Genomic DNA, 26,168 nt, shown 5'->3' with positions numbered 1-26,168 from the left:
TCCCATTATCTCATCTATGTATGGGAGCATACCAAATCTATCAGGCTTTATGCTCTTAGCTAGGGCTGTGAGCTGTTGTTGGCGTAAGGGGTTTTTACGTAATCCTGATTTAAAAGTCCTAAAACTCCCCACATAATCCTTTCCATATATTTCTATGATTTTTAATATGCCTCTATAATCTATTTTTGGATTAAGCTGTATATAGAGTATTGTAGATTGCACATATCGTGCGGTAAAACCTGTCAAATCTGAAGCAAAATATTCTGGATTCCCCAGTATCCCTGCAGCTATGCCCCATTCTGTAGCAAAGAATTCAGATTTTAATGTATCTTTATTCCTATCTACTTGATAAAAGATATCTTCATATTCTTTATTTATTACCCTACCCTTTTCATCTACTCCACCAATAGCATCAAAGGGTATATCTATGACTGCACTTCGTAATCCACTTCTTATTACTAAGTATTGGTATCTCTCTCTTTTAGTTTGTAAAGATTCATAATAGGCTTTTTCTTTTTTAGTCCAAGGAGCTATAGCTTTTTTTATAGGGTCTTTAAGATAGAGATTACGAAAGCTTTGAAATTCTTTAAAATGATTTGGATTTGTTTTAAGGCTTGGGTCTAGGTAGAGGGGTTTATATTGTTTCTTTGCTTCTTCCATTATCTGCCAAGCCTGCAACAAGGCTTTAGAATATTCCTCTGTGTATTTGCCTGTTTCTATGTTAGTATATGGCGTAAGATGAATCTTATTTGTGCCTTTATCGACCTGAAGTATTATTGAATTTGGTGCATAGATTTGATATGTCTCACTCATTATTTCTCCTTAATCTTATTTAAAAATCTATCCTAACCATAAGCCATCTTCTATAATGATAGTAGTGGCTAGACGACCTATGAATTTAGGACGTTTCTTATCTTCTTGTGATTGCTCTTTTTCTTCTTTTGAATCTGCGTCTGTAAGTAATGGTGGGGGCGTGTAATTATTATCATTATTTGGTTTCTCATCATTCACCCCCACATATAAAGCTTTAATATTATTCTGCCCTATGGTATTAAGGCATTCTAATAATCTCCTTGCTTTATTTTTATCATCTTTGTAGCTTAATATCTTACCTTGGTCATTTTTCTTTGGAGTGTTGGTAAAAAAGTAGTCTTTATAATCTGCTAAGATTTCTAGGGCTTCATTATAGGCATCAATGGCTGATGCCTCCCCTTTTCTTTCTCTTTTCTTAAATTCTTGATACAAACTACTCTCCTCTGGCACTTGGTATTTGCGTATATCATTGAGGGATATATGGCTTGTTGTGTTTGTGATGATGCCTTTGCTATCTACACTCTTATGATGAAAGAATGTATAATCTGGCACTTGTTTATTATAGTGTGTCTCATAGTCTTGCTTATCTTTTGCCCTTCGCTTCTCATCGATGATAAGATAGGCTAGAAGCTTTGTAAGTAAGAATTCTTGTAAGACATTGCTTTTATTTTGTTGTAGCAAATAGGCTAGCCCAATATGATGTGTCAGCCCACCTGTGCAAAGCTCTGTGCCATATATCATCGATTGCAAATCAAAAGACATAAATTTGGAATGCACTAACATAGGATAGTAGGTGAGTTCTCTGTCTTTTTTGATGGCTTGATTTTGGGCATCAAGCTCTAGGAGACTCTCTACTCTTTTTAAGGCATAGGGCAAATCATAATAGAATGTATAGCGTTTGTGCATAATGCTATCATACTCCCTTGCATATGCCTCATAATTGGTGCTAAAATAATATTCTAGCACAATATCCAATGCTATCCCTGCTAAAGCTGCACTAGAATTAATTTTTAATGTATAGAAAACCTTATTGCGATAAAATTGCTTCACTTGGGAGAAAACCTCTCGTGCTTGAAGTTCGCCTATAAGGTGTGATTGTGCCTTACCACTGCCATAGGTAAAGCAAATTTTATCAATCAATGCTTTATCTTTGGGTGAGCTCATAGTTTGCTTTAGCTTTTCTTTGATAGCTGTTAATTTGAGTGTTTTCGTGTCTTTATCAATACTATCAAGAATAAAAGCAGTTTTTGCCTCAAAATGTGCTATTTGTGCTTTTGTGCGTCTTAGCTCCACTTGGGCAAAACCTTTGAGGAAATTTTGTATTTGCTCTTTGTTTTTTTGCTTTAATGACTCTGTGAGTTTTGCTTTTATCTTATTTGTAATATCTACTTTGTTGTTCAATTTTTTTGATGTGTCTTGAACGCCTCCATCAATCTCAATATGCACGCGTATAGTTGTAGGATATGATAAGAATAAAACTCCTCCTATTTCTGTAAGCAATGTCTCATGCAAAGCAAGTTTTAAGTTTTGAGTTTTGTTTAGATGTTCAATAGCGTTGATAAAAATCACAAGGCAATGCTTTGTCGCATCAATCATATTTTCATGGGCAAAATTCATAAAGGGACATATTATGCCTAATATCTTAAAAAATGAGTTATAACATACTTCTTGTGTGCGTTCTTGCTCTACAATCTTTGCATATTTTTCTCCATAATTTTTGATTTGTGCTAACTCTTGCTCTAGTTCTTTATCAATCCCTATTTCCTTTTTTATTTCATCATCAAATGCCTTTGCATCGCTACTAGCAATATCAGTATCCATAAACTCTTTAAGATAGGCTAAAAAATCTTTGCTAAGCTCTGTCTCTTGTGGGCTGCTATGTTGCAAGAGTTTTTCTTGTAAAACTTTGGCGATTTGGATATTTTGAGGTGGTTGGACTTTATAGTCTGGATATGCTTTGGTGAGATAAAACTCCCAAGTTTCATTTAAACAAGAGACTTTAAGATAATCGCGCTCGTTTGTGAAAAGATAGCCACTACTTGTTGTCTTTTTTGCAATGCTACTTTTCAACACAAAGCTTGGAAAATGTATCTTAAACACATAGAGTCCATAAAAAAGCGTAAAAATCGCTAATAAAGAATTATCCAAGTTTTCATTGTCATCATGAAAATATTGCAATTGGGTAAGAAAATCTTTAGCTGTTTGCTCTTCTTTTTTGATAATATCCTCGATTTCTTTAGGAGTTTTAAAAAAGGATTGTATATATTTTATGCCATAGGTTCGCACTAGAGCATCTATGTCCTCTTGTATTGTTTGTTTAAATGATGCAGCATCTTGAGAATATAGGCTATCAAATTGCCAACTATAAGCATCCATTATGTGTGCGTCGCTTAAAGAAGTATTGAGATCTTTGTATCTTGAATTATTCTCATAAGCTTGTTTGATTGTATCAAGCTCTGCTCTTACAAATGGCGAAAGCTGCACCATATAGGCTTCATCATCTTTTTTATTGATTTCTATCCTATATGTGCTGTAATCTCTTGTGGTGTTGTAGCTTTTGTTTTTGCCCCCTCTTGAGAGAGTAAGCTCTTGTTTGGTGCGATTGTTCATATCGTCTTTGATTGTATTGCCAATGATGTGTTGGGTAATCGTCTCTGTAAGCTTTGCATTATATTTGCTTGGGGCATTGGTGATTATAAGATAATTTTTTGCCATATTTGTAGTGTGGTTATTGGGGTATTGTGCGTTTTTGTCAGCACAAATTTCAGCTAATAGAGCAGAGTTAAAATGTGGAGATTCTATATAGGCAAGGTGGTTGAAGTATTGCACTGCTTGGAGCATATGTGTAAGAAGAGATACGTCTTTGATATTTTGTTGTTTTGTTTTATTTTGGTGTATGTAAAGCATTTGAGCTTTTATGCTATTGTGCTGTGTTTTGGGTAGAGTAATTGCTTTTTGAGCTAATAGGTTTGGAATATCTATCATAGGGCTATCAAGCATAAGCTCACCCTTGAGAGCGATAGATTGAGAACACGATAATAACGTATTTTCCAAATAAAGATTAAAGCCTGATAAGTCAAGAAATTCTATTTTTTTCTTGTCTGTCTCTTGTGTGCTTTCCACAATCAGCATACAAGAGAGTAGTTGTGTGTTTGCAAGCTGTATATACATTGCTAACTCGGTGGCAAGAAACTCTATGATTGGATTTTTGATATAGCTATATTTGTTATTTTGAGCATCTTGAGAGTCCATAAGTGATGAAAGCAATACTGCAGATATACCTAGCAATATGATTACTGCGCCTCCACCTGTAGCAATAGCAAGAATCACATTAAAGATTGTTTTTATGATATTTTTATAATAATCTTTATTCTTATCCTCTATAGCTTGTTTGATATACTGCTCTAGTTTGTTAAAAAGCTGCTCAATATTTACTTTAGCATCTGCCTTCATCATCTCTGCAAACAAGTTAGATTCTATGGGTAATTCCCCAATATGTTCTATTACTGCATCTTTAGCTTTTTTTAGAGAAATCTTATCTATATTTTCAGACTTGATGTCATTAAGCATAGCCTCTAAGTTTTCATATTGGTTAGCTGTATTAATCTTTGCAGATTCTTTAATAGAATCTAATAGGGTTTTGATGATAGTGTCATGATTGCAATATGTCTTTAGGGTAATATGTTTGGGTAGGCTGTAGGGTTGTTTTGTACCCAAGATTTGTTCTTGACTTAATGCCTCAAAGCTGTGAATTGTCGTATTATTTCGTGTTTGTTGTAGTTTTTTTAGAATTTCTTGCCCTAGATTTTGTGGTGATTGGTTATCATGCGTAATGAGACTTGCATTCATATTTGGACAAAGAAATATGATACGTTCTATTGTTTTATGTGCCTTTAAGCCTAACAGATTATCAATTTCTTGTAATAATTCTTCTTTGTTTGAAATTATCATTTGAGCCACCTCTTTTGCATCTAGGTTCGTATTCTATCATAAAGCTACTCATAAAGATATACCAAAGTCTTTATAGTATTTTAAAGGGTTTAGATATTTATTCACAATCCTTGCAGTATTTTTTGACAATGCGTTCAACTTCGGCTTGGTATTCTTTGGAATCGTAGAGTTCTAGGCAGGTATAGAATCTACTAAAATTTGAATTTTTATAGTGATTTAATATGGTTTCATTATTGATTGTAGCTTTATCATCTATGTATGATTTAAGCTCTAGCGGTGGCAAGATTGCACCATACCCTAGCCCAAGTCTATTAGTATAGCGACCCAAAACCCGAATATCAGTTCGTGTTTCATAAAAATCATTTCCTTTAATGCAATATTCTATGCCTATTCTTTTCATAATTCTTACCTTTTTTTCATAGGAATAAGCTGTCCTATCTACTTTTCCCGCCAACTCTTCGTCAAATTTTATATCGCCGCCATTAAGACATACAAATGATACAAAGTAAAGCCACATTATTTTTTTCATTTTCACTTTAACTCCCATAATTCAAGCTTGGCTGTTCCTATATTAGTCAAATAATAATTTCTAGCCATACCATTTTCCACATCTACAAATTTACTTCCATTCCAAAGGGTTGTGTGAGAATAATTTCCTTTCATTACGACAATTCCCTTTTTATCTTTAATCTGTTCTAGTGCTGCAGTTTTGCCACTATCTGTTGCTGTTATAGATATTTCCGCCTTACCCCATTTGTCATTTAAATACCTACCCATATAATCAGCTCCTAAGATATAAAGATATTTCTCACCTCTACCATACATAGAGTTATATTCTTTTACTTTAATTTCGGTATGAAGTGGCATTCCTCCATAATTTAAAGCATAACTTACTTGTAAGGCACAGGTGTTGCCGTAATCTTGATACACATAACCAAATCTAAAGAAATCTTTATAATTAATATATTCGCTTAAAGGTTTTCCTCCAACCAAAGCGTATCTCTGCCATACATTATCATCATATTGTTCGTTTTTGATAGATTGTATTATATTTTCTGCTGTATTTTTTGATACTTTCTCTGTTTTACCTCTCCATATACCATTATCTACTATGCCTTGTCTAAATGTTTCTTGCAAATTTTCATCATTTGGATTGGCGGTATTGATTTTATCATATTCTTTTCTAACTTCCTTAAAGCTCGGTCTTTGAATCTTAATTGTTGCCTCTTTGTCTCCACATTTTACCTTGCATATGTTTGACATCATTGCTCCTTTTATGATTCATTAAAGATATTTAGAATCGTAGCTTGATTATTTCTTATAGTTGCGGTGGTTTGGTAAGTTTTTCCTTGAAATTCTAATGTCAAATCCAATCTCTCCCCCTCACTATATCCTTGTGTTTTAATGTGTAAGTTTATATCTTGAGAATATCTTGAAATGTCATTGAGTCTTATTTTATCCTCTCCATAGGAAAAATAGATTTCTGTGATTTGTTTTTCTTCCTTAGTCTCTTCTAATGCTTCATACGCCTTATTATCATTACTTGTTAGAGTTGCTTTAGATTCTCCTCCATCATACACTCCTCCAATCACTATCTTTAACTCTGTGGTGTTGTCTTTGTCTAAGTAATCATCTAAGCCTAATGCAAATGTAAAATGAAGTTTGTTTGCTTTAAAAGGAGAAAGGAATACTCTTGTATGCGTAATGCTTATAGATTGTAAAGAAGTGTCTTGAGAATCAGTAGATTCTTTGGTTTCTTTAATGTCTTTAGAGTAATTTAAAAGTTGTATATATTTCCTTATACCATAGTCTTTATATTCATAGTTTTTATAGTGTTCTTTAAAGAGTTTAGGGAGGAAGTTAGGGATACTCATTTGCAATCCTTGCAGTATTTTTTGACAATGCGTTCCACTTCATCGTGGTATTCTTTTGAATCGTAGAGTTGCATACAATCTTGAACCAATACTCTGAATCCTTGCTTTGTAGTAGCTTTCCTTTGAGGACTTGACATAAATTGAGAAACATAAGATTGTATGATTTTAGCAACTTGTTCTTCATTTTTAAGTCCAGCCATTACAGAAAATTTCATACTTCCTTGTTGGAATACATGCAAATGATACGGTAATGTTGGCATTTGACCTGTTTCATCTACATAACCATAACTTTTTTGCAAACAAAAACCAAAGCCATAATGTTTAAGATTCTTTCTAACATCAAACCTATCATCAGCATTAGTGTTTATGCAAAATATACACAACAAAACCAATAAGACAAAACACTTCATACAATCTCCTTTATTCAAAGCTCAAAAAAGCATAATTCTCTAACAAACACATAGTTCCTCTCATCATTTAAATAATTGGTATCGTCTAAAAATTTGCTTCCATTCCATAAAGTAGTATGTCGCAACCCATTTGTGCCAATCATTGCGATAATGCTTTTTCTTTGAATGAGAGCAATCATTTATTTGCAATCCTTGCAGTATTTTTTGACAATGCGTTCAACTTCGGCTTGGTATTCTTTGGAATCGTAGAGTTCTAGGCAAATGGCTAATAAATTCCTTTCTTTTGTGTATCTGTCAATAAAATGTTTCAGCTCATTATCAGCTTCTTTGCTCACAAATTTGGACATATTTTGCTTTTCCCCTATCCATTGTTTCTTGTGGGATTCAAAGGGTATTTTTTCCGTATAACCAGAACAATACTCAAATCCCCATACCTTATGTAAATATATTGCATTTTGTTTATAATATTTTTCATAATTGATATGAACTTCAAGTCCTCCTGCAAGGATATTACAAAACATTATTTTTACAAATAAACATATTTTTAATGTATTCTTTATCATTTTAATCCTTTAATTCCCAAAAATAAAACTCTGAAACAAATGGATAATTGTTGTTTTGGTCATTGAGATAATCATAGCCAAAAAGGTATAAAGATATATCAACCTCCTTATTCATTTCCATATCTACAAAATTACCTCCATTCCAAAGGGTTGTATGTCTTACTCTATTACCTTGCAATCTCATTGCCACAATACTTTTTGCATAGAATCACTTGCAATCCTTGCAATATTTTTTGACAATGCGTTCTACTTCATCATCAAGCGAATGATGACTTTTTGGTTTGTAGTTTGGCTTTAGCAATAGCTCTAAACAATGATTTGCTTTGTCTTTTTCAAAATAACTATTGTTTTTATCTATATAGTCCTTTATTTCATTAAGAGGTTCTACTCCCAAAAGATATACAATCTTACTAATTTTTAAATCGTCTATGCTAAATCTAGCAGGCATTTCTTGGAATTCAAATTTTACATTTCTTTCCACTTCAAAATGCCCCATACAATATCCAATAGCCCATAATTTATAATATTCATTTATATTTTTTTTAAAAGTAGATTGTAAAGCAAATATTGTATCACTCGTAGCATAAGAATGTATAACAACAAACATCACCAACACTATCTTTTTCATCATTCCCCCTCAATCAAATCCCAAAAGTATAAATCTTTAACAATATAATTTGTTTCTTTCAAAAAATTATAATAACCAAAATCCACATCCACAAAGTCATTTCCATTCCATAAAGTAGTATGTCGTAGCCCACTTGTGCCAATCATTGCTACAATGCCTTTTCTTTGAATAGATTGTAATTCTTCAAAAAATTGTTGATTTTCATCTTTTGAAGTCATATTGTGATAAAAATCTTCAGAACAACCACATTTTATCTTTTCTTTCACTTGAGTATAAGTAGGTTGTTTCCAAGTCAATTCTTTCCAGTTCAACTTTAAAAGTTCAATAATATCAAAGACACCTAAGTAATAAGTTTGCTTATCGTCCCCTTGATAGCCTCTCCCCATAACTTGCCTATCCATAGTATTTATAGGGTGGGTGCTATAATTCAGCGCATAACTTACACGCAAAGCACAAGTATTATAATATTTATCCATATCATTTATAAACTGATTATAAGCTCCTCCACCAATTTTTACATATCTAGCAGCTACTTGTTTGTAATAATCTGCTATCTGTAAAGATTCTAATTGTGTATAATTTTGTGTAATTAATAAGCTATAAATCAAATCTTTTGCTTCATTTTCTTGTTCTTGTGGCAGAGCATTTATCTCCCTATACCCCTTTTCCACGCTCTTAAAACTTGGTCTTTGAATCTTAATTGATATTTCTTTATCTCCACATTTTACCTTGCATATATTTGACATTATTGCTCCTTTTATGATTCATTAAAGATATTTAGAATCGTAGCTTGATTATTTCTTATGGTTGCTGAAATTTGAAAAGTTTTTTCTTGAAATTCTAATGTCAAATCCACTTCCTCCCCCTCATTATATCCTTGTGTTCTTATATGTAAGTTTATATCTTGTGAATGTCTTGAAATGTCCTTAAGTTTTATCTTATCCTCTCCATAAGAAAAATATATTTCTGTGATTTGTTTTTCTTCCTCTTGTGTTTCTTTAGACTCTCTATTTTCTTTATCTATATCTGCTTGTAAGAGATTCTCTTGTATCTCCTCCCCAAATCCCCAATACTTCTGCCTATATCCTCCATTGATAACTTGAAGTGTGAGTAGAGAATCTATGATTTGTTGCTCTGTATTGTTTTGGGCATCTATAGCTTTAGATGTTGAATGTTGAGAATCTTTTTCTTGAGATTGTGTTGTAGACTTTCTATAAGAATCTCTAGTGTGTTGTATTTGCCCTCTATCTCTAGATTCTATCACAGAATCTAATCCATTGGCTAATTGTAACTCTAGTCTTTGTGTTTTATAAGGTGTGTGTAGTGTAAGGATAGTAGCATTGCTAGGATAAGAATCTAATCCTACCTGCATAGAGTCTTCTATCTTAAATGCTGTAAAAGTGCAGTAGTTATAGAGATAGTGATACTTTCCTATGCCATAGTCTTTATGTTTATAGTTTTTATAGGGTTCTTTAAAGAGTTTAGGGAGAGATTGGGGGATAAGGAGTATGAGAATAAGGGCATTAGAATCTAATTGTAAGGATAGGTATTGATAAAGATAGTCTTTGGCATAAGTTTGTTTTAAACTAGAGTAGAGTTTAGAGAGTATGTTTTGTAAGCTAGAATCAAGATTGCTTGTATCACTTAGCTCTTTGGTATCTTTAGCTATATTAATGTTTAGTGAATCTAGTGGAGTGTTATTGTGAGATTCTATGAGTGTATCATTACACTTTATTCTATATATAGGGAGATTGTCTTTTTGATAAGAGTGTATTTTATAGTGTAGTCTTAGTGTAGGTTTATGAAATTCTATTTGTGCCTTTAAAGCTTCTTTCTCTATATGCTTAGTATGAGTAGGATTAGGGGCATTGATTTTATAACTATTAGGTTTAGGAGTGCAAATAAGTGGAACTCCTTTATCAGAGAATACTCCTGAGCTTACTAAATCTTGCATTATAGGATAATCTCCATTATGCTTTTTTAATCCACGAGAACTAGGAAGTATGAGCGCTACTTGTGTGCAAGGTCCTCCACTTAGAGGAGGATTAGGACAACCTACAATAGAGCTATAGAGTAAATCAGTTTCTAATATAAAAGGAATATTCTTATCTGTAATACTTTTGCCTAGATTAGATTTTAATTGCACTACTCCTCCGTGAGGACATTTGATTTCATTATCTTCTAGTAGAGGGTGAAGCATTGCAATGCTTGCTAGAGAATCTATGGAGTTAGAATCTCTTTGTGTCTGCTCTCTTTGTATTTGTTCTCTCTCTAGTATTTCTTTAGATTCTTTAGAGTTACATTCTAATTTGATGTTAAGACTAGAATCTAGGAGGGAGTAGTTTAAGAGTGTTAGGGTATTGCCATTTAAAAATATTTGGAGGGTGCTTAAGGAATTGTTAGAATCTTTATTATTGCTTGTAGATTCCATAGAGTTAGAATCTATTTCACCGATTAAGTGATAGATGGGTTTAGATTCATCTAAGCCTAGATTACTATCTTTAGAATCTAATGTGCCAAAGTAGCATTCATAACCTAAACTCTTAGATTCATTACCACCTGTGAGGAGGGTAGATTCTAAAAAAATCGAGATATTGTAATTTTGTAAATCCTGTTTGTTCTGGTTGGTAAGATTATTTATATCTTGTAATAAATCCTTGCAATCAAACACATCCCCATTATAAGTAAAAATATAGATTACATCTTTTTCTTTATCAAAAAATATTTTGCATTCTAAAGAACTATAGAGACTTTTGGTGGTCTTGTAAGGATTCTTTGGTGTGATAACCAAAGGACTTGATGAAAAAAGTAGCTCTCTGCTCAATGCGATATAGGCTTTTTGATATTCATTCATTATTGTAGATTCCTTAGGCAGTTTTATAAGATTGCAAAATTTGCGAGACTAGATTATTAAAGGTTTTATAGTAAAAGATTTCTGCTCTATTGCTTTCATTAAGTATTTCTTTGTTGTTTTCATCAACTACCATAAAGGGCTGACATTTTAGCACACTTCGTAATTCTGCTACACTGCATTGCTTGTTTTCTAATTCATCAAAGAATTTTTTATCTAGAATTCTTATATAAATTTTTGCTTCTTGTAGTTGCGTGATTAAATCTATCATCTTATATATGTTAAATTCCTCTATATCCTTGCTATCTTTAAACCTTGCTATATAACTCACTTCATTTAAAAGATATACAAGAGGAAATATCTTTTCTGGCGGATTTGATGTATTTTTATCGTTCTTTTTTTGCTCTTTGTATTTGTTTTTAACTTCACTCAAGACTACTTCATTCACTTCCCTTAGGGAATTGTAATTCCATTGCATAAAGTCATTAAGTAAAGCAGTAATGAGTTGATATTTACCTTTGTTTTTAGCAGCCTTGTATCCTATGTAATTTAAGGTAGCAGGATCTTTGGGATTAGTTTCTAACTCCTTAATACGATTTGAGAGCTTTTCTCTATTTGCCTCCAAGTCTAAAAGATAATCATAAAAATACAATATAACCACAGAGTTTTTGATAGAATGACTATCCATATCATCTATATCTATGCCAATATTAAGATAATAGTGTTTGCCTTCTATATCCTCCCCTAGATTCTGAACAGGACTCTTTTCCTTGTTGTTTGGATTATTATCACTATCAGTTTCTATATGATGAGTTGGCAATCCTATATCTACACCTTGCCTTTTTTCTCTATGAAAGTGGTAATTATCTATAAGATTGTTATATGCATTGACATATAAAGAATCTATTTCTATAAAATATGGCTTATAAGTCTTTAGCAATGATCCATTTTCTTGTATAGTCCTAAGTTCTACTTTTAATCCTACCCTATATTCTTGGTTATATTTAAACCCAAGAAATCTTTTCAGCTGTTCTGTGATAACTAATAATCCATCTGAATAACTAGCTTTTATCCCAAAGCGTTGTAACTTTTTGATAAATCTCTGTGTTATAGTCTGCAAATCTAAACTATGAATATATTGTTCTATTTTCTTTTCTCTAATTTCTTTATTATCACTTGAAAGATTAGCTAAATCTATATCAATTACACCAAAAGCATCTATGCTCAAGTCTCTAGCACCAGGAGCATTATAGGTATAGATTTCTTGGATGATTCCATAATCTCTCTTAGCATAGTTTGCAAAAGAGAGTGCAAAGAGTTGTGTTAAGCAACCACCAAGAGAGTGTCCTGTGATAGTGAGTTTAGTATTAGAATCTATAGGAGGTATGAAGTTCTCTAAAGTAGCCTCTTTAGTAGTATCTTTGAAAAGAGATTTTGTTATATAGGCTTTATGTTTAGATGTTGTGCTTCTTTGATAGAGTTTTTTCCATAGTTTGTATTCTATAGAATTTTTATTGTTAGGCATAGAATCTCTTTCTACATAAAAAGGAATATTTCCTATACATTGATTATAAAACAAAAGCATATCAAGATGTTGTTTTTTAGGGATATTTCCTAATGCAAGTTTTGTATCAGCTCCTATATCACCCTTATTATTTGGCTCTGTGCCACGAATAGCTAAGATATAATTAGTATAGCCATATTCACTTGTATATTGTATTGCTTTAGATTCTGTATTCTTTTGTTTTCTTTTTTCTCCAAATAAAGTAGCAGAGAATCCACTTTCAGTATTTGGTTGATGAATGAGTAAATCATAGCGAGAAAAGAATCTTTTGGCTTGGGTGGGAGTGAAGTCGCCATCGAGTTTGCCAATTTTTATTTCATCATCTGGTTTATGTGGATTTGATTCTACTGCGATGTATTTATTGTAAGTTAAGTCTAGGATGTCGGTTTGGGTGATGATAGGGGTTGATTCTCTTTTAGTATTTCGAATCTTTTCTGATTCAAATCTCTTGCCTATCAAATGAAAATACCCATAGGCAGCTTGAGCTAACTCGGCATTGTCTCGCAATTTACTAATAAGTATTTTATTTTGCATTCTTTATTCCTTTGGATTATATCGTATTTTAAGATCACTACACCTTAACTCTTCCTCGCTCCAATAAAACCCACTCCCTTCATTACCATCTAAAAAATAGCGTCTTGTATGCCAAGTGCCAAGCACAATAGCTGATGTAATATTATTTTTAGAAAAATTATTTTGATAACTATATAAGTTTAAATCAACATTATATCTTGATTTTTTAATTTGCCCTATATATACGCTATATTCTCTATAATTATGTAAATAAAAGTATGCTTGCTCACCCAATTTATAAACTCTCCCATTCAACTCCTCCCAATCTAGCGTATCTAAACTCAAATCAAAATACCCTAGAATCTTATTGTACTTCTCTTCATTATTGGGTAATTCATTTAACTTACACATTTTTTTAAATTGATGATAACTTGGTTGCAAGTTATATGGCACAAGCCACCCCCAACCACTAATACAACCATTAAACAACAAAGCAACACTAGAGAATAAAAGAATGTGTAAAAACTTTTTCATTTATGCTACCTTTTCTAGATTCTATATATTCTTTAGAATCTCTTTCTACATAAAAAAGAATATTTCCTATACATTGATTATAAAACAAAAGCATATCAAGATGTTGTTTTTTAGGGATATTTCCTAATGCAAGTTTTGTATCAGCTCCTATATCACCCTTATTAAGTGGCTCTGTGCCACGAATAGCTAAGATATAATTAGTATAGCCATATTCACTTGTATATTGTATTGCTTTAGATTCTGTATTCTTTTGTTTTCTTTTTTCTCCAAATAAAGTAGCAGAGAATCCACTTTCAGTATTTGGTTGATGAATGAGTAAATCATAGCGAGAAAAGAATCTTTTGGCTTGGGTGGGAGTGAAGTCGCCATCGAGTTTGCCTACTTTTATTTCATCATCTGGTTTATGTGGATTTGATTCTACTGCGATGTATTTATTGTAAGTTAAGTCTAGGATGTCGGTGGGGGTTATGGCTTCCTTAACCATCTTGTTATCTTTTTTTATAGATTTGCCAACTAAATCAAAATAACCATAGGCGGCTTGAGCTAACTCAGCATTGTCTCGCAATTTACTAATAAGTATTTTATTTTGCATTCTTTATTCCTTTGTTATATCGTATTTTAAGATCATTGCACCATAACTCTTCCTCACTCCAATAAAACCCACTCCCTTCATTACCATCTAAAAAATAGCGTCTTGTGTTCCAATGACCAAATAACTCAGCTTTTATTATATTGCGATATGAAAAATTATGGGAATCTTTGGATGAAAAAATTGCTTTGATGTAATATCTATTTTTGCTCAATTCTGCAACCATTACTTCGTTTGGCTTGGTTAAAAAAACCTTGTCAATAGGGTGAATGGATACAGGATGCTTCATATTATAATCAAGTTTATCATAATCAAGCGTATCTAAACTCAAATCAAAATACCCTAGAATCTTATTGTACTTCTCTTCATTATTGGGTAATTCATTTAACTTACACATTTTTTTAAATTGATGATAACTTGGTTGCAAGTTATATGGCACAAGCCACCCCCAACCACTAATACAACCATTAAACAACAAAGCAACACTAGAGAATAAAAGAATGTGTAAAAACTTTTTCATTTATGCTACCTTTTCTAGATTCTATATATTCTTTAGAATCTCTTTCTACATAAAAAAGAATATTTCCTATACATTGATTATAAAACAAAAGCATATCAAGATGTTGTTTTTTAGGGATATTTCCTAATGCAAGTTTTGTATCAGCTCCTATATCACCCTTATTAAGTGGCTCTGTGCCACGAATGGCTAAGATATAATTGATATAGCCATATTCACTTGTATAGCTAATCTCTTTAGATTCTGTATTCCTTTGTTTTCTTTTTTCACCAAATAAAGTAGCAGAAAAGCCACTTTCAGTATTTGGTTGATGAATGAGTAAATCATAGCAAGAAAAGAATCTTTTGGCTTGGGTGGGAGTCATGTCGCCATCAAATAACCTATTATGATACCAAGAATCTTGAGGCTTACCATTTTCATCTTTGAAGTATTTGTATTCTATATTGAGAATGTCAGCGTGGGTGGGGAATAAAGATTGGGTTTTATCATCTTTTAATTCTCTAAAATACTCTAATCTTTCTGTATCTGTGTTATCTTTATTAAAATCATACTTAGAATCTGCTAAGTGGAAATACCCATAAGCTGCCATTGCTAACTCTGCATTGTCTTTTAGTCTATTAATGAGTATTTTATTTTGCATTGTTTAGTCCTTTTTTAAAATATATGCAACTTATTGGGACACTTCCTAAAAAAATCCCTGTTCCCTCATTACCTGCTGGGAGTGGTCTTACTTGATCCCAATTAGCATAAAACAGTATAGTTTCAATATTATCTTTTCTTGCTTGATTATCATTAAAAAATAAAGTAAAAGAGTGGTATATTCTACCATAATGCTTTTTAAATTTATACAAATAATCTCCCCAATCGTTGCGAGATAAATTCTCTTGCACATACTCCCAATCTATCGTATCCAAACTCGTATCAAAATACTTTAACACTTTATTATAATACTCCTCATCTATTTTACCACCATTAGCTTGATAAATCTCTGGGTCTAATTGGCATATTTCTTTAAACTTATAAAAGCTTGGCTCAAGGTAGTAAGAATAAGGTGTGTAATAAAAGATAATCAATCCAATACTTCCAAGAAAGACTAAAAACTTTGAAACTTTCTCTTTGGATTTAAAGAGGACTCTATATATAAACTTCAATATAAGATAAGAAAGAATAGTAGGGATAAAGATTAAAAGGAATATGTATGTTAGCATTAAGCTACCTTTCTATATTCTGTGCCACGAATAGAAAGAATGTAGTTTGTATAGCCATAATCTGAAGTATAGCTAGCTTCTTTAGATTCTGTATTAGTTTGTTTTCTTTTTTCGCCAAAGAGTGTAGCGGAGAATCCTGAATCTGTATTAGGTTGATGCTCTAGTAAATCATAGCGTTCAAAGAAACTTTTAGATTGGAGAGGGGAGAAATCGCCATCGAGCTCCTCTGGATTAATAAGTGTGGTATGGTCAGAAGTTACATAACCCTTGTAGGTGGAATCCAAGATGTCGTGGAGGGTTATGGGTTTGTCAGCTTTATCACCATATTTTTCTCTATCATTCTCAATTTTCTTGCCTATTAGATGAAAATATCCATAGGAAGCCATTGCAAGTTCTGCATTGTCTCTTAATTTTTGAATCTGTTGTTTATTCGTCATTTTTGAATCCTTTTGGCGTCATATTGTCTTGTATATTTATATCATTGCAACTTAGAGTTTCCTCACTCCAATAAAAACCACTTCCTTCATTGCCATCTGGATAGAAACGCTTCGTGTGCCAATAAACGCCTATCGACATTTGATTGACATTATAACGATTTATTTCCGCTTCATTACTTAAAAAACTTGCTACCATTCTTAAACGAGAATTTATTTCCTTTTTTTTTGTTAAAGTCGCATATTCATAGATTCCTTGTCTGTAATACCCGTGTTCTTTGGTAACTTTCCACTTCCTTTTATCGTTATTATGATTCAACTCCTCCCAATCTAGTATATCTAAATCTGTATCAAAGTAACTTAGAATCTTATTATACTTTTCCTCGTTATTTGGTAATTCATTTAATTTACACATATTCCTAAACTGCCAATAAGTAGGCTCTAAATAATAAGAATAAGGTGTATAGTAGAAAATAAAGAGAAAAAAGAGTATTACTATAATACTTCCTATATTGTATTTAAAATAAAAGAATAAAACGAGAGGAATAATAATAAAAAAAATTATAGCTAACATTAGGCAACACTCTTAGATTCTAAAGAGGTATTATAAGTATAAACTTCATTAATGATACTTGGATAGCTTAAAGCAAAGAGTTGAGCAAGATAGCCACCAAGTGAATGTCCTATAACATTAATCTTTGCAATGCCTTTTTCTTGTAGTAAAGGCTTGAGAGTTTCCTCATAAAAGAGAAGCATATCAAAATACTGCTCTATCACTCTATTCATATCACTATTATTTGTGCCTATGTAATAATCATTGAGTAAATCTTGGATTTGCTCTAGTTTAAATTCTGTTCCTCTTATGGCTAGGGTGTATTCTAAATCTTTAGAGTCTGCTTTTGTGTCCTCAAAGAGTGTAGCAGAGAAGCCACTTGAAGTATTTTCTTGATGAGCTAAGATTCTAAAGCGATTGGTAAAAGTTATGGTTCTTTTAGAGAGTTTAGAATCTAATGCAACTTGAGTGATGTCATTATTGCTTATTTTATCTTTTTCTGTAAGACATTTATTAGCAAAAGGGATACACCAATCGCCTGTTCTGCCTTCATTAAATCTTGCCTCTATGGCACACGCATAAGCTGTGTTTGTGCCTTTGGGTTTGATAATGGTTTCGCCCTTGTGATTGGTAACTTCAATATCTTGCTCCAATTTATCTCCGAAAGTTAAATTGTCGGCTTTATTTTCTTGAGTTTCATTTTCCGCATTTTCATTTACATAATGCAATAAAGCATAGGAAGCATCGGCACAATTTGCATAATCAAGAAATTTCCCAATTAGCCCTATTTTAGCATTGTAAGTTTGGATATTTTTACTCATCGTATTCCTTTGTTTTTATATTTATGGTTTGCAACCTACAGTGCTTTCAGTTTTCCAATGCCACCCTCTACCCTCATCACCTTTCAAAAAAATACCAAAATATTTATAAATATAAAATTTATACTCATAAAATATAATACCATTGTTTAATTGATTATAATAAGAATGTTCCTCAATTCTATTAGTAACTTTAATTGGTTTGTTGTAGATGGTATTCCAACCATATTCTTTTTTTAAGGATTCATATTTTGATGAGTAATTTATTATCTCACCCGCTCCCTTACACAATTCTTTAAACTTATAATATTGCGGGTCAATGGATTTAAAAGAGATTCTGCCCGTAATAAGTATAAAGTAAAAGATAAGAGAAAAACAAGGCAGAATCAAAGAAAAGGATTGAGAGTATTTTTTATGAAAGATTCTGTTAATAAGAAAGATTGCAAAAATACTAAAGACTAAAAACCCAATAAAAAGGATAAAAGGTATAGCAATAAAAAAGAATAAAAACCACATTAGAGAGATTCCAATTTAGCATAGCTTGCATCAGCCACATTCGCATAATCTAAAAACTTTTTAATTAAGTCTATTTTTGCATTATGGGTTTGAATATCTTTCATTTTTGTTCCTTAGTTTTTATAGGAAATTTTAGGCTTACAATCTAGCACTTCACTAAAATCTATATGCCATCCCCTACCTTCATCGCCTTTTAGAAATATGCCATAATTATCATAGAAGTATGTTTCATATTCATAAAACACCTTGTTACTTAGTTTATGTATATTTTTAAAATACATTTTTGTTATCCTGCTTTGAACTTTTTCATTTGGAGGATTAGTTGAATAAAATTCGTCTAATTTAGATTTTTCATATAATTCTTTATCAATAATACTTCTTTTAGCTTTTGTATTACACAATTCTTTAAACTCATAATACTGCCAATCCATATATTTAAAACTACACCCACCAGCAAGAAATAAAATGAAAAACACTGCCCCAAGAAGTATGACAATTTTTTTAAATGTGAAATATCGTTTTATGGCATTCATTTATATCCCTTAATCCAGCTTCACACAACTTGCATCTGCACAATCTGCCATATCTTTAAACTTATTAATCATTTCTTTATTTGTTACCATTTTTACTCCTCAAAGTAAAATATTTTACTATCATTTCTTAAGAATCCGCCATAAGACTCTGTAAAATTATATCCATACAAGCCTATACTTTTTTAAATATGCTGACTCCTCTTTATCTCCCTATTATTCCTGTTTTGTTTTATTTTGTCTATTTTATCCATTTTTACTTCATCTCTATTTCCTTGTATTCCATTCCTTAATCCCTTTGAATTTATCATTATATTATTTTCTCATTTATCCTTATTATACCAATTCTATCCCACCTCTAATCTTAATCTCTCCATTCCACTAGGGCAAAGAAGAATCTTTCCTTGAATATGAAGAGTAAGGGTATTGGAGTAATGTTGCTCTGTAGAGTTTTGTATGTTTCTTACATAATCTCTTTGTAGGTTTATAAATCTTCCATAACCTAAAGAGAGTTCTTCTTTATTTCTTTGTTCTTTCAAGAGTTTATGGATAAAGTGAGGGATACTCTTAGGAATAATAAGGATATATTCATACAGAGTATAAGCTATTCTTGGAGTGAAGATTCTGTAAGAAAAAGAGTTTAGATGATAATCCATTAAGAGTTCTCTCAAAAGAGATTCTAAGATAGGATTGTCTTTTAAGTCTTGGTAGTCTTCTTGTTTTTGAGTAAGAGGTTTTAGCTCTATATCTATGGGATTATTTGGCATATAGAAGTTTGCTTGAGAGGATATAAGAGAATCTTTGGATTCTCTTTCTTCATAAGTGGAGGGAGTAAGATAATATTCTTCTAAGTCTTTAAAAGGAGTGATAATATTTAGAGTAGGAGGAGTAGGATCTATTTGTGCCTTTAAAGCTTCTTTCTCTATATGCTTAGTATGAGTAGGATTAGGGGCATTGATTTTATAACTATTAGGTTTAGGAGTGCAAATAAGTGGAACTCCTTTATCAGAGAATACTCCTGAGCTTACTAAATCTTGCATTATAGGATAATCTCCATTATGCTTTTTTAATCCACGAGAACTAGGAAGTATGAGCGCTACTTGTGTGCAAGGTCCTCCACTTAGAGGAGGATTAGGACAACCTACAATAGAGCTATAGAGTAAATCAGTTTCTAATATAAAAGGAATATTCTTATCTGTAATACTTTTGCCTAGATTAGATTTTAATTGCACTACTCCTCCGTGAGGACATTTGATTTCATTATCTTCTAGTAGAGGGTGAAGCATTGCAATGCTTAAAGGTTTTAATTGTTCTTTGTGTTGTTTTTGTTCTCTTTGTATGATAGCTTTATCTTGTTTTTCTTGAGATTCTTTGTTTGTGAGTTCTAGTTTAATATTTAAACTAGAATCTAAGAGAGAATAATTTAAAAGAGTAAGAGTAGAAGCATTTAAAAAGATAAGAAGTGTGCCTAGATTATTTTCTTCATCTTTGGGGGAGAAGTGATAAGTTGGTGTATCTTGTTTAATGGTATTGTCTTTATCTAATTCACCAAAAAAGTATTGCGAGAGAGGATTAGAAGATTCTGTGCCTCCTGTGAGTTCTATGCCCATAAAATATAATTTAGAGTTTAGAGTGTCTATGTTTTTGGATTCTAACTCTTGTATATCAATGATTTGATTATCATAAGTAAAGATTGTTTGATTTGTTTTGGTTGTTTCTATTTCAATTTCATTAAGATATTTGTTGTTTGCTACCCGATTATTTTTATCAGAAAGCACACACTCTCTACCATTGTTAGCAAGAAACTCTTGGTAATTTTGTTGCATGAGGACAAGCTCTTTATTAAAGGACTTTTCTTGTCTTGAAGATAGGCAATCTCTTCTGTAATGGCTTTATCCATATTGTCTGTTTTTATAGCCTTCTTGTAATGTTTTTGGCATAATGTGTTGAATGAAAATAATTTTCGAGGCTTGTTCTTTTTCACTATCTCTGCCTGTTGCTGCCAACACAAATGCTAATGCAACAAACACACCAATCAAAACAAAAAAATATTCCCACAAACCAATTAATCTTTTTTCTTGCAGTTTTCTTATCACTGCTTAAAACATCTGCCAACCATAGGGTCTCTAACCAACTCATTTGTATGCTCCTTTTTTGAAAATATAAGCAATTATATCTATAAAACAAATATACATTTCAAATGAGGACAATGCATGCTAGAATCTGCCTTAGTTTTACTATGAGGAGTTTTTATGATTCTGAATGCTATTATCCAAAAAGATGAAGATGGTTACTTTGCCTCTGTGCCAGAGCTTAGTGGTTGTGTAACTCAAGCAGAAAGCTATGAAGAAGCCATTAGTAACATTAAAGAAGCAGCAGCATTGTATATGGAAAGTTTGCAACTAGATGAGATTAGGCATATACAAGCTAAAGATACAGCGATTGTCCCCATAGAACTAGCCAATACCTGAATTACCAAAACTTACAGCAAAAGAGGCTGAAAAACTTTTGCTTCAGGAAGGCTTTGTTGTTGCAAGACAAAAGGGTGGTCACAGAATCTATATGAAAAACTCTTACAGAATGGTTTTGCCACATCATACAGGCAAGACTTTACATCCCAAAATTATTAAAGAACTTTTTACTATTATAGAATCTGCTAGAGGATAGATGTTTTCTTAACTAAATTGCAAGTATTTTTCAAATGGATAAAGTTGTGCCAGAATACACGGCATATTTTTATGTAGGGAGTAGCACGATGACAATTACAATAAAAATGCAAACAAAGATGTTTTAAAAGCCATCAAAGAAATAGCAAAACTTGCCAATCTTAAAGTCCAAGCTACACAAACAGATGAGGATATAGCAAAGCAATGGCAACAAGAAAACGATGAAGCGGTGCAACTCTACAAAGAAGGTAAGCTTAAAGCCTACAATTCAGCTAGAGAAATGCACAAGGCGATTCTTAAGTGAAATACAAAATCTTATATACCAAAGCTTACAAAAAGGCAATTAAACATTTTGCTCCCACAGTTTTCCAGATTCTAGAATCTGTAAATGACACATTAGCCAAGGGCGAAAAACTAGCAGCAAAATATAAAGACCATTTATTGAAGAGGGCTTTTAAGGATTTCAGAGAATGCCATTTAAGCCTGACTTGCTTTTAATCTATCAAAAACAAGATGAGTTTCTTATTCTTACTTATATTAATGCGGGTAGCCATAGCACATTATTTAAAAAATAATTTTACTTTTGCGATAAAGAACACAAAGATAATTTTCTCCTTTGACAGCCACATACCACTAAAATGTATGTCAAATGAGAATATGAAGATTCGTGCAGTTCAAATAGGTATGCTATAATAAAACAAAAAGGAAAGGATATTGTGATGACACTTATCATTGAAAACGCTAGTAGCGAATTTGCAGAAGCTATAAAAAATTTAGCAAAAATCGCTAATGCTACGGTTTGTATCCAAACAGACAAAAGCAAAGAAAAAGAATCTTGTTTGATTGAGGAAACCGATATTTACAACGATTTTCAGGCAAGAAAAGCAACAAATCCCAAGCAATACGCTCAATTAACACAAGAAGTAAAAGATGAAATATTCGGTATCAATCATCAATAAGGCACTCAAAAGTTTAGAAAAAATCCAAAAATCATCCCCTCATGATGCCGATAGGATTCTAACTCTTATTGAAATTCTTAAAGAAAATGATGAACCACATTTGCTTCCAAATGCAAAGAAACTTAAAGGACACAAACACAAAAATTGCTATCGATGGAGAATTGGAGATTATCGAGTGATTGGATATATCAAGCATAACGAATTAATTATTGAAATCATCAAAATAGCTTCGCGACAAGAAGTATACAAGTAGCAGATGAGAATTGGGCAGTCTACTTAGAGATGCAGCGATGTGTTTATTGTGTTATAATTCTCTTAATCCAAAGACTTTACTATCGGCGATAGTTTGCTCATTGTGAGTGGGTACTTTGGATTCCAATGTGGGTTGTAAGATTCCTTTGACGGCTCTCAAACTAATCTTTATGGAACTTTTACTATATCTACACCCATTGCCTTAAAGTCATTATCGTCAGTAAGGATTCTTAAACCATTAGTTTTAACTATCTCTGCAATAACCACATCATTAAAATCCAAATTAGATTTTTTAGAAAAAGCGGAAAAATCTATCGATTCGAATCCATCGCTAATATGTTTTGCTGATGTAAGAGTATAGAATTTTTCTAATTGTCTCATTGCTATATCAAATGCTTTTTGTCCCTCAGCGTTATTTCGATAATCTTTTTTATAGTGCCTCATTTTTGATTGCTCTTTCTTTTTATTGAAATCTAATCGCAAATATCTATTTATAAATTCAGAAATCACAAGAGAACTTACAAAGACTTCATTTTCGTTATTACGCACATTATCCAAAATATCACTATACTTGCTAATCTTTTGTTTTTGTTTATCATTTGGCATTGACGATGGAGAAAATAGAAAAATTAAGATATTTGTGTCTATAAATATCTTATCACCTTTTTTAATCATTGCACATTCCTATTCTATTTCCTTCGCAATACCTTTCGTTGTATCTCTTCTGCTTTGTTTGGATTTTTAGATTGAAACTTAGCTGTTTCTATTACTTCTTTTTTTAATAAACTATCATCATCCTCACTTAAGCCACGATAAACAATGTCTTTATCAAGGCTATCCCAACTAGTTTCGGGAAACTCAAAATAAAGCTTTCCTATTGCGACATTCAAAAAATGTGAAATAACCATTACTTTATCAAAAGATACTTCAATCTTTTGTCCTTCTTTGTAAGTTTCCTTAATTTTGTTATGCAACTTTTCCCCATCTTCAGTTGTAACACCTATATTTTTGCCAATTATCTCTGCAACATTTAACATTCTTCGCTCCTTAGCTTATAAGAGGTATTATCTTTAACCCTTAATGTTACTGCAATTATTGTTCCACCAAATCCCTTCTCTAAAATAGAGTATTCTATTTTACCATTATCAATACAACACATACCATTGTCGGAGATAATTTCTAATCTTCCCCCACTTTTTTCGATAAATTCCCTGAGCAAACCTAAACCCAACCCACCAATTCCCGTAGTAGAATTTCCCTTATTAATAGCCCACTTAATAGCCTCATTTGCTGGAATGTTGTGTTTTATAGGGAAAAACAAAAAAAGCCTTGGTTTTACTTTATTAAAATATGTATCCACATTACTTTTTATTCCAACACCACCATCGGCTATAACAAAGGAAAACTTATTTCCTTTTGGAAAAAATTGTCCAGAACAAAATATGCCGCTTTCACTACGACTATGTCTAAAGGCATTTGAAAATATCTCTAGAACTTTCTGCATAAGCTTTACAAAAATCTCATTTGGGATATGCGTGAGATATGGTTTTAACTTTTTTGAAAAATAGTCATCAAACTGTGAATAAAACCCTTCTTCCTCATTTAATTTAATATTCCTATACACAATCATTCCCTGACTATGTTTACCTTCCTTTAAAAAACCTATACCTACAAGAACTTTTTTGACTCTTTGATTTCTTGGTTCGATTATTTGCACTTTTTTTCCGCGAGATTCTTGAGTTACTTTTGCAAGTCCTAAAATACAAACAAAGCTACTTCGAATAAAATCTGTATCAGATAAATCAATAATTACTTCATTGCTTGTTGCTGATATAATTTGATGATAGTATCTTAGAACATCGTTTATATTATCAATTTTATCTATCATTATAACGCTATCTTTCCCACCATTATCCATCAAGAATCCCTCTTTCTATTTTTGCGGAATTATATTAAAAAATGTAAACCACATATTAAAGAAGCATACATCGTTGTTGTAGGCAATGTAACCTTTGGTAAAAGTGAGAAATTCTTATGTGGAAAGAAACAAATTGATAGGGAAATGTATGAGAAGTGAAAGGGTATCTATTGCAAAGCAATAATTTCCCTTAAAAGAATATTGAAAGGAATTAAAAGGAAATTTAATAAAATTATTTATATAATTTTTGTATAAGGGTAATGTATATTTTTACAAGAAGGAGATGGAGATGATGGATACAAAAAGAGCTAAAAAATTGCTAGATGAAGTTTTAATGAAAAACAAACAAAAACAGCAAGTATGTCTCACGCAAACAAAAGAATCTACCTCTCATAATGGCATCAAAAGCAAAAATGCGGATTTCATAGATTCACTCAATGACTCCAAAATAATGGAGCAAGTGGTTAAGGAAATGGCAAAAGATGTAAATAATCTTGTAAGGAGTGCGTGATGAAAACAAAACAAAAGATACTCACAAGGGCTAGTTTTGGAAAGATAGGGTATATTAATATTTCCTCTTTAAACACAGGAAGCGTATCTAAAAGTGTTTATGGCAAAAATAATTCAAAATCCTTGCAAGATGCACTTAAAAAAGCAAATAAAGCATTGGATAATCTTTATGAAAAGTATCAATGAATACCTTACGCATTTTTAAATATTTATCTTTCATATCTTGAGGTTGAATTATATTCTTCTATGTTTGAAGATTCTGTTGTGGGTAGGAATATTGATGCGCTTGTTGTCTTTCAGGATACCTTTTGTCTTTTGCTAACTAAGAATCTAAAGGATAATGAGATACAAGAATTATTAGAAAACTCGCAAGATGTTGCTAATGCGTATATTAATGAAGCTTACGACAATCAAATAAAAACTCTAAAACCGCTTAATTCAAAAGACTTTAGCATACTTCTAGGTGATAAGGAATTTATAGACTTGATTAAAGAGTATCAAGTTGCTTATAAGGATTTTTTGCAATATCTCCCTCGTTTAGGATTATCAAATGAGGTCTTAAAGCAATTTCATATAAATAAAGAGGGCAATATTCTTGTTCAATCTATTTTAGAGTTTAATAACGCCTTAGCCCATATAAGCAATACATTTTATTCAAATGATGAAGTTAAGGATAAAAGTGGCAATATCAAAAAAGCCAAAAATCATATCTACCGCGCAATTTTGGATAACTACAAAATGTTACTACGCTTTATGATACCTGCAATAAGGGAAACAATGACAGAGAATTTATGGCAAAATTATCGCAAAATAAGGATTGATGAATTTTTGTTTTTAGGGCGCAATATTACAGATAAAACAAAAAACAATGAAACAATGACTAAGAGATACAAAGAGTTCTTTAATGTATGTTTGAGCATACAAAACCACTAGATTCTAGCTTTTTAAAATCCTCTCAAATATGCTTATTTTCCCCAAATCTAGTAGATTCTGTATT

The 26,168-nt window shown here is 31.9% G+C and carries 34 protein-coding genes and 2 pseudogenes; 8 read left to right on the top strand and 28 right to left on the bottom strand.

The features are described from left to right. The 25 genes and pseudogenes from LS66_RS07735 to LS66_RS10165 all read right to left on the bottom strand — a co-directional run. Positions 1-813: pseudogene (locus LS66_RS07735) on the bottom strand (hypothetical protein); the annotation flags it as partial. Positions 814-840: 27 nt separating this feature from the next. Then, entirely contained in the window at positions 841-4,764 is a 3,924-nt protein-coding gene (locus tag LS66_RS07730) for a hypothetical protein (protein WP_004085370.1), read from the bottom strand. Between the two features lie 97 nt (positions 4,765-4,861). Further along, entirely contained in the window at positions 4,862-5,299 is a 438-nt protein-coding gene (locus tag LS66_RS07725) for a hypothetical protein (protein WP_201273673.1), read from the bottom strand. Beyond that, positions 5,296-6,030, bottom strand: a complete 735-nt coding sequence (locus LS66_RS07720; RefSeq protein ID WP_236097002.1) for a type VI secretion system amidase effector protein Tae4 — start codon at positions 6,028-6,030, stop codon at positions 5,296-5,298. Before LS66_RS07720 ends, LS66_RS07725 begins: the two co-directional genes overlap by 4 nt. An 8-nt stretch (positions 6,031-6,038) precedes the next feature. After that, complete coding sequence (locus LS66_RS07715; protein ID WP_034368217.1) at positions 6,039-6,638, bottom strand: hypothetical protein; 600 nt, start codon at positions 6,636-6,638, stop codon at positions 6,039-6,041. Next, complete coding sequence (locus LS66_RS07710; protein ID WP_034368215.1) at positions 6,635-7,048, bottom strand: hypothetical protein; 414 nt, start codon at positions 7,046-7,048, stop codon at positions 6,635-6,637. Before LS66_RS07710 ends, LS66_RS07715 begins: the two co-directional genes overlap by 4 nt. A 14-nt stretch (positions 7,049-7,062) precedes the next feature. Beyond that, the gene (locus LS66_RS10180) at positions 7,063-7,227 is read right to left on the bottom strand and encodes a hypothetical protein (RefSeq protein WP_162846486.1); all 165 of its coding nucleotides are present in this window, start codon (positions 7,225-7,227) and stop codon (positions 7,063-7,065) included. Then, positions 7,228-7,611, bottom strand: coding sequence for a hypothetical protein (locus LS66_RS07705; protein ID WP_138091998.1), 384 nt, complete (start codon positions 7,609-7,611; stop codon positions 7,228-7,230). A 1-nt stretch (position 7,612) separates the two neighbouring features. Then, positions 7,613-7,795, bottom strand: coding sequence for a hypothetical protein (locus LS66_RS07700; protein ID WP_004085254.1), 183 nt, complete (start codon positions 7,793-7,795; stop codon positions 7,613-7,615). A 24-nt stretch (positions 7,796-7,819) separates the two neighbouring features. After that, entirely contained in the window at positions 7,820-8,239 is a 420-nt protein-coding gene (locus LS66_RS07695) for a hypothetical protein (protein ID WP_034368492.1), read from the bottom strand. Beyond that, complete coding sequence (locus tag LS66_RS10310; protein ID WP_004085249.1) at positions 8,239-8,985, bottom strand: T6SS effector amidase Tae4 family protein; 747 nt, start codon at positions 8,983-8,985, stop codon at positions 8,239-8,241. The genes LS66_RS07695 and LS66_RS10310 overlap by 1 nt, the downstream gene beginning before the upstream one ends. A gap of 11 nt (positions 8,986-8,996) precedes the next feature. After that, positions 8,997-11,093, bottom strand: a complete 2,097-nt coding sequence (locus LS66_RS07680) for a hypothetical protein (protein ID WP_236097001.1) — start codon at positions 11,091-11,093, stop codon at positions 8,997-8,999. Positions 11,094-11,106: 13 nt separating this feature from the next. Continuing rightward, complete coding sequence (locus LS66_RS07675; protein WP_138091995.1) at positions 11,107-13,188, bottom strand: hypothetical protein; 2,082 nt, start codon at positions 13,186-13,188, stop codon at positions 11,107-11,109. 3 nt (positions 13,189-13,191) lie between these two features. Next, complete coding sequence (locus LS66_RS07670; RefSeq protein WP_138091992.1) at positions 13,192-13,701, bottom strand: hypothetical protein; 510 nt, start codon at positions 13,699-13,701, stop codon at positions 13,192-13,194. Then, the gene (locus LS66_RS10305) at positions 13,667-14,293 is read right to left on the bottom strand and encodes a hypothetical protein (RefSeq protein ID WP_236097000.1); all 627 of its coding nucleotides are present in this window, start codon (positions 14,291-14,293) and stop codon (positions 13,667-13,669) included. The genes LS66_RS07670 and LS66_RS10305 overlap by 35 nt, the downstream gene beginning before the upstream one ends. Then, complete coding sequence (locus LS66_RS07655) at positions 14,283-14,810, bottom strand: hypothetical protein (RefSeq protein ID WP_138091989.1); 528 nt, start codon at positions 14,808-14,810, stop codon at positions 14,283-14,285. Before LS66_RS07655 ends, LS66_RS10305 begins: the two co-directional genes overlap by 11 nt. Beyond that, the gene (locus LS66_RS10300; protein WP_236096999.1) at positions 14,776-15,447 is read right to left on the bottom strand and encodes a hypothetical protein; all 672 of its coding nucleotides are present in this window, start codon (positions 15,445-15,447) and stop codon (positions 14,776-14,778) included. Before LS66_RS10300 ends, LS66_RS07655 begins: the two co-directional genes overlap by 35 nt. Further along, complete coding sequence (locus LS66_RS07640; protein ID WP_034368451.1) at positions 15,437-16,015, bottom strand: hypothetical protein; 579 nt, start codon at positions 16,013-16,015, stop codon at positions 15,437-15,439. The genes LS66_RS10300 and LS66_RS07640 overlap by 11 nt, the downstream gene beginning before the upstream one ends. Further along, positions 16,015-16,452: a hypothetical protein gene (locus LS66_RS07635; protein ID WP_034368454.1), complete on the bottom strand. Its 438-nt coding sequence runs from the start codon at positions 16,450-16,452 to the stop codon at positions 16,015-16,017. Before LS66_RS07635 ends, LS66_RS07640 begins: the two co-directional genes overlap by 1 nt. Then, positions 16,442-17,023 (bottom strand): hypothetical protein, encoded by a 582-nt coding sequence (locus tag LS66_RS07630; RefSeq protein WP_034368457.1) that lies wholly within the window; start codon positions 17,021-17,023, stop codon positions 16,442-16,444. Before LS66_RS07630 ends, LS66_RS07635 begins: the two co-directional genes overlap by 11 nt. Continuing rightward, the gene (locus tag LS66_RS10295) at positions 17,023-17,823 is read right to left on the bottom strand and encodes an alpha/beta fold hydrolase (protein WP_236096998.1); all 801 of its coding nucleotides are present in this window, start codon (positions 17,821-17,823) and stop codon (positions 17,023-17,025) included. Before LS66_RS10295 ends, LS66_RS07630 begins: the two co-directional genes overlap by 1 nt. 21 nt (positions 17,824-17,844) lie before the next feature. Continuing rightward, the gene (locus LS66_RS07620; protein ID WP_034368592.1) at positions 17,845-18,336 is read right to left on the bottom strand and encodes a hypothetical protein; all 492 of its coding nucleotides are present in this window, start codon (positions 18,334-18,336) and stop codon (positions 17,845-17,847) included. A gap of 113 nt (positions 18,337-18,449) precedes the next feature. Next, entirely contained in the window at positions 18,450-18,869 is a 420-nt protein-coding gene (locus LS66_RS07610) for a hypothetical protein (RefSeq protein ID WP_034368559.1), read from the bottom strand. Between the two features lie 344 nt (positions 18,870-19,213). After that, positions 19,214-20,692 (bottom strand): hypothetical protein, encoded by a 1,479-nt coding sequence (locus LS66_RS10290; protein WP_236096997.1) that lies wholly within the window; start codon positions 20,690-20,692, stop codon positions 19,214-19,216. Between the two features lie 66 nt (positions 20,693-20,758). Then, entirely contained in the window at positions 20,759-20,926 is a 168-nt protein-coding gene (locus LS66_RS10165) for a hypothetical protein (protein WP_162500949.1), read from the bottom strand. A gap of 192 nt (positions 20,927-21,118) precedes the next feature. On the opposite strand from LS66_RS10165, the gene LS66_RS07600 reads away from it, so the two are divergent. The 5 genes and pseudogenes from LS66_RS07600 to LS66_RS07580 all read left to right on the top strand — a co-directional run bounded on the left by LS66_RS07600 (position 21,119) and on the right by LS66_RS07580 (position 22,744). Next, a complete protein-coding gene (locus tag LS66_RS07600; RefSeq protein WP_034367506.1) occupies positions 21,119-21,337 on the top strand; it encodes a type II toxin-antitoxin system HicB family antitoxin in 219 nt (72 codons plus the stop codon). Further along, the gene (locus LS66_RS07595; RefSeq protein ID WP_081947976.1) at positions 21,330-21,533 is read left to right on the top strand and encodes a type II toxin-antitoxin system HicA family toxin; all 204 of its coding nucleotides are present in this window, start codon (positions 21,330-21,332) and stop codon (positions 21,531-21,533) included. Before LS66_RS07600 ends, LS66_RS07595 begins: the two co-directional genes overlap by 8 nt. A gap of 299 nt (positions 21,534-21,832) precedes the next feature. Next, positions 21,833-22,107: pseudogene (locus LS66_RS07590) on the top strand (type II toxin-antitoxin system YafQ family toxin). A gap of 144 nt (positions 22,108-22,251) precedes the next feature. Next, on the top strand, positions 22,252-22,491 hold the full coding sequence (locus LS66_RS07585; RefSeq protein WP_034367503.1) for a hypothetical protein: 240 nt from the start codon (positions 22,252-22,254) through the stop codon (positions 22,489-22,491). Next, positions 22,463-22,744, top strand: coding sequence for a type II toxin-antitoxin system RelE/ParE family toxin (locus tag LS66_RS07580; RefSeq protein ID WP_052057470.1), 282 nt, complete (start codon positions 22,463-22,465; stop codon positions 22,742-22,744). The genes LS66_RS07585 and LS66_RS07580 overlap by 29 nt, the downstream gene beginning before the upstream one ends. Before the next feature lie 167 nt (positions 22,745-22,911). Here LS66_RS07580 and LS66_RS07575 read toward each other — a convergent pair whose 3' ends face one another. Genes LS66_RS07575 through LS66_RS07565 form a run of 3 tightly spaced genes read right to left on the bottom strand, consistent with a single transcriptional unit; the run spans position 22,912 to position 24,661 of the window. After that, on the bottom strand, positions 22,912-23,418 hold the full coding sequence (locus LS66_RS07575) for a type II toxin-antitoxin system VapC family toxin (protein WP_034367500.1): 507 nt from the start codon (positions 23,416-23,418) through the stop codon (positions 22,912-22,914). A gap of 14 nt (positions 23,419-23,432) precedes the next feature. Beyond that, positions 23,433-23,780 carry an STAS-like domain-containing protein gene (locus LS66_RS07570; protein ID WP_011115117.1) on the bottom strand — a complete coding sequence of 116 codons (348 nt, stop codon included), beginning with the start codon at positions 23,778-23,780 and terminating at the stop codon, positions 23,433-23,435. After that, positions 23,774-24,661: a hypothetical protein gene (locus LS66_RS07565; protein WP_034367498.1), complete on the bottom strand. Its 888-nt coding sequence runs from the start codon at positions 24,659-24,661 to the stop codon at positions 23,774-23,776. Before LS66_RS07565 ends, LS66_RS07570 begins: the two co-directional genes overlap by 7 nt. 289 nt (positions 24,662-24,950) lie before the next feature. Between LS66_RS07565 and LS66_RS07560 the strand changes: the two genes are divergently transcribed. The 3 genes from LS66_RS07560 to LS66_RS07550 are packed head-to-tail and all read left to right on the top strand — an operon-like array spanning position 24,951 to position 26,104. After that, positions 24,951-25,172 (top strand): hypothetical protein, encoded by a 222-nt coding sequence (locus LS66_RS07560; protein ID WP_011115123.1) that lies wholly within the window; start codon positions 24,951-24,953, stop codon positions 25,170-25,172. After that, the gene (locus tag LS66_RS07555; RefSeq protein ID WP_034367495.1) at positions 25,172-25,357 is read left to right on the top strand and encodes a CJH_07325 family protein; all 186 of its coding nucleotides are present in this window, start codon (positions 25,172-25,174) and stop codon (positions 25,355-25,357) included. The genes LS66_RS07560 and LS66_RS07555 overlap by 1 nt, the downstream gene beginning before the upstream one ends. Before the next feature lie 60 nt (positions 25,358-25,417). Then, on the top strand, positions 25,418-26,104 hold the full coding sequence (locus LS66_RS07550; RefSeq protein WP_034367492.1) for a hypothetical protein: 687 nt from the start codon (positions 25,418-25,420) through the stop codon (positions 26,102-26,104). Positions 26,105-26,168 lie beyond the last annotated feature (64 nt).

The organism is Helicobacter sp. MIT 03-1614, from assembly GCF_000762925.2.
Classification (GTDB): Bacteria; Campylobacterota; Campylobacteria; order Campylobacterales; family Helicobacteraceae; genus Helicobacter_C; species Helicobacter_C hepaticus.
Note: the sequence above shows the minus strand (reverse complement) of the source record. Positions and strands in the feature narration are given on the sequence as shown.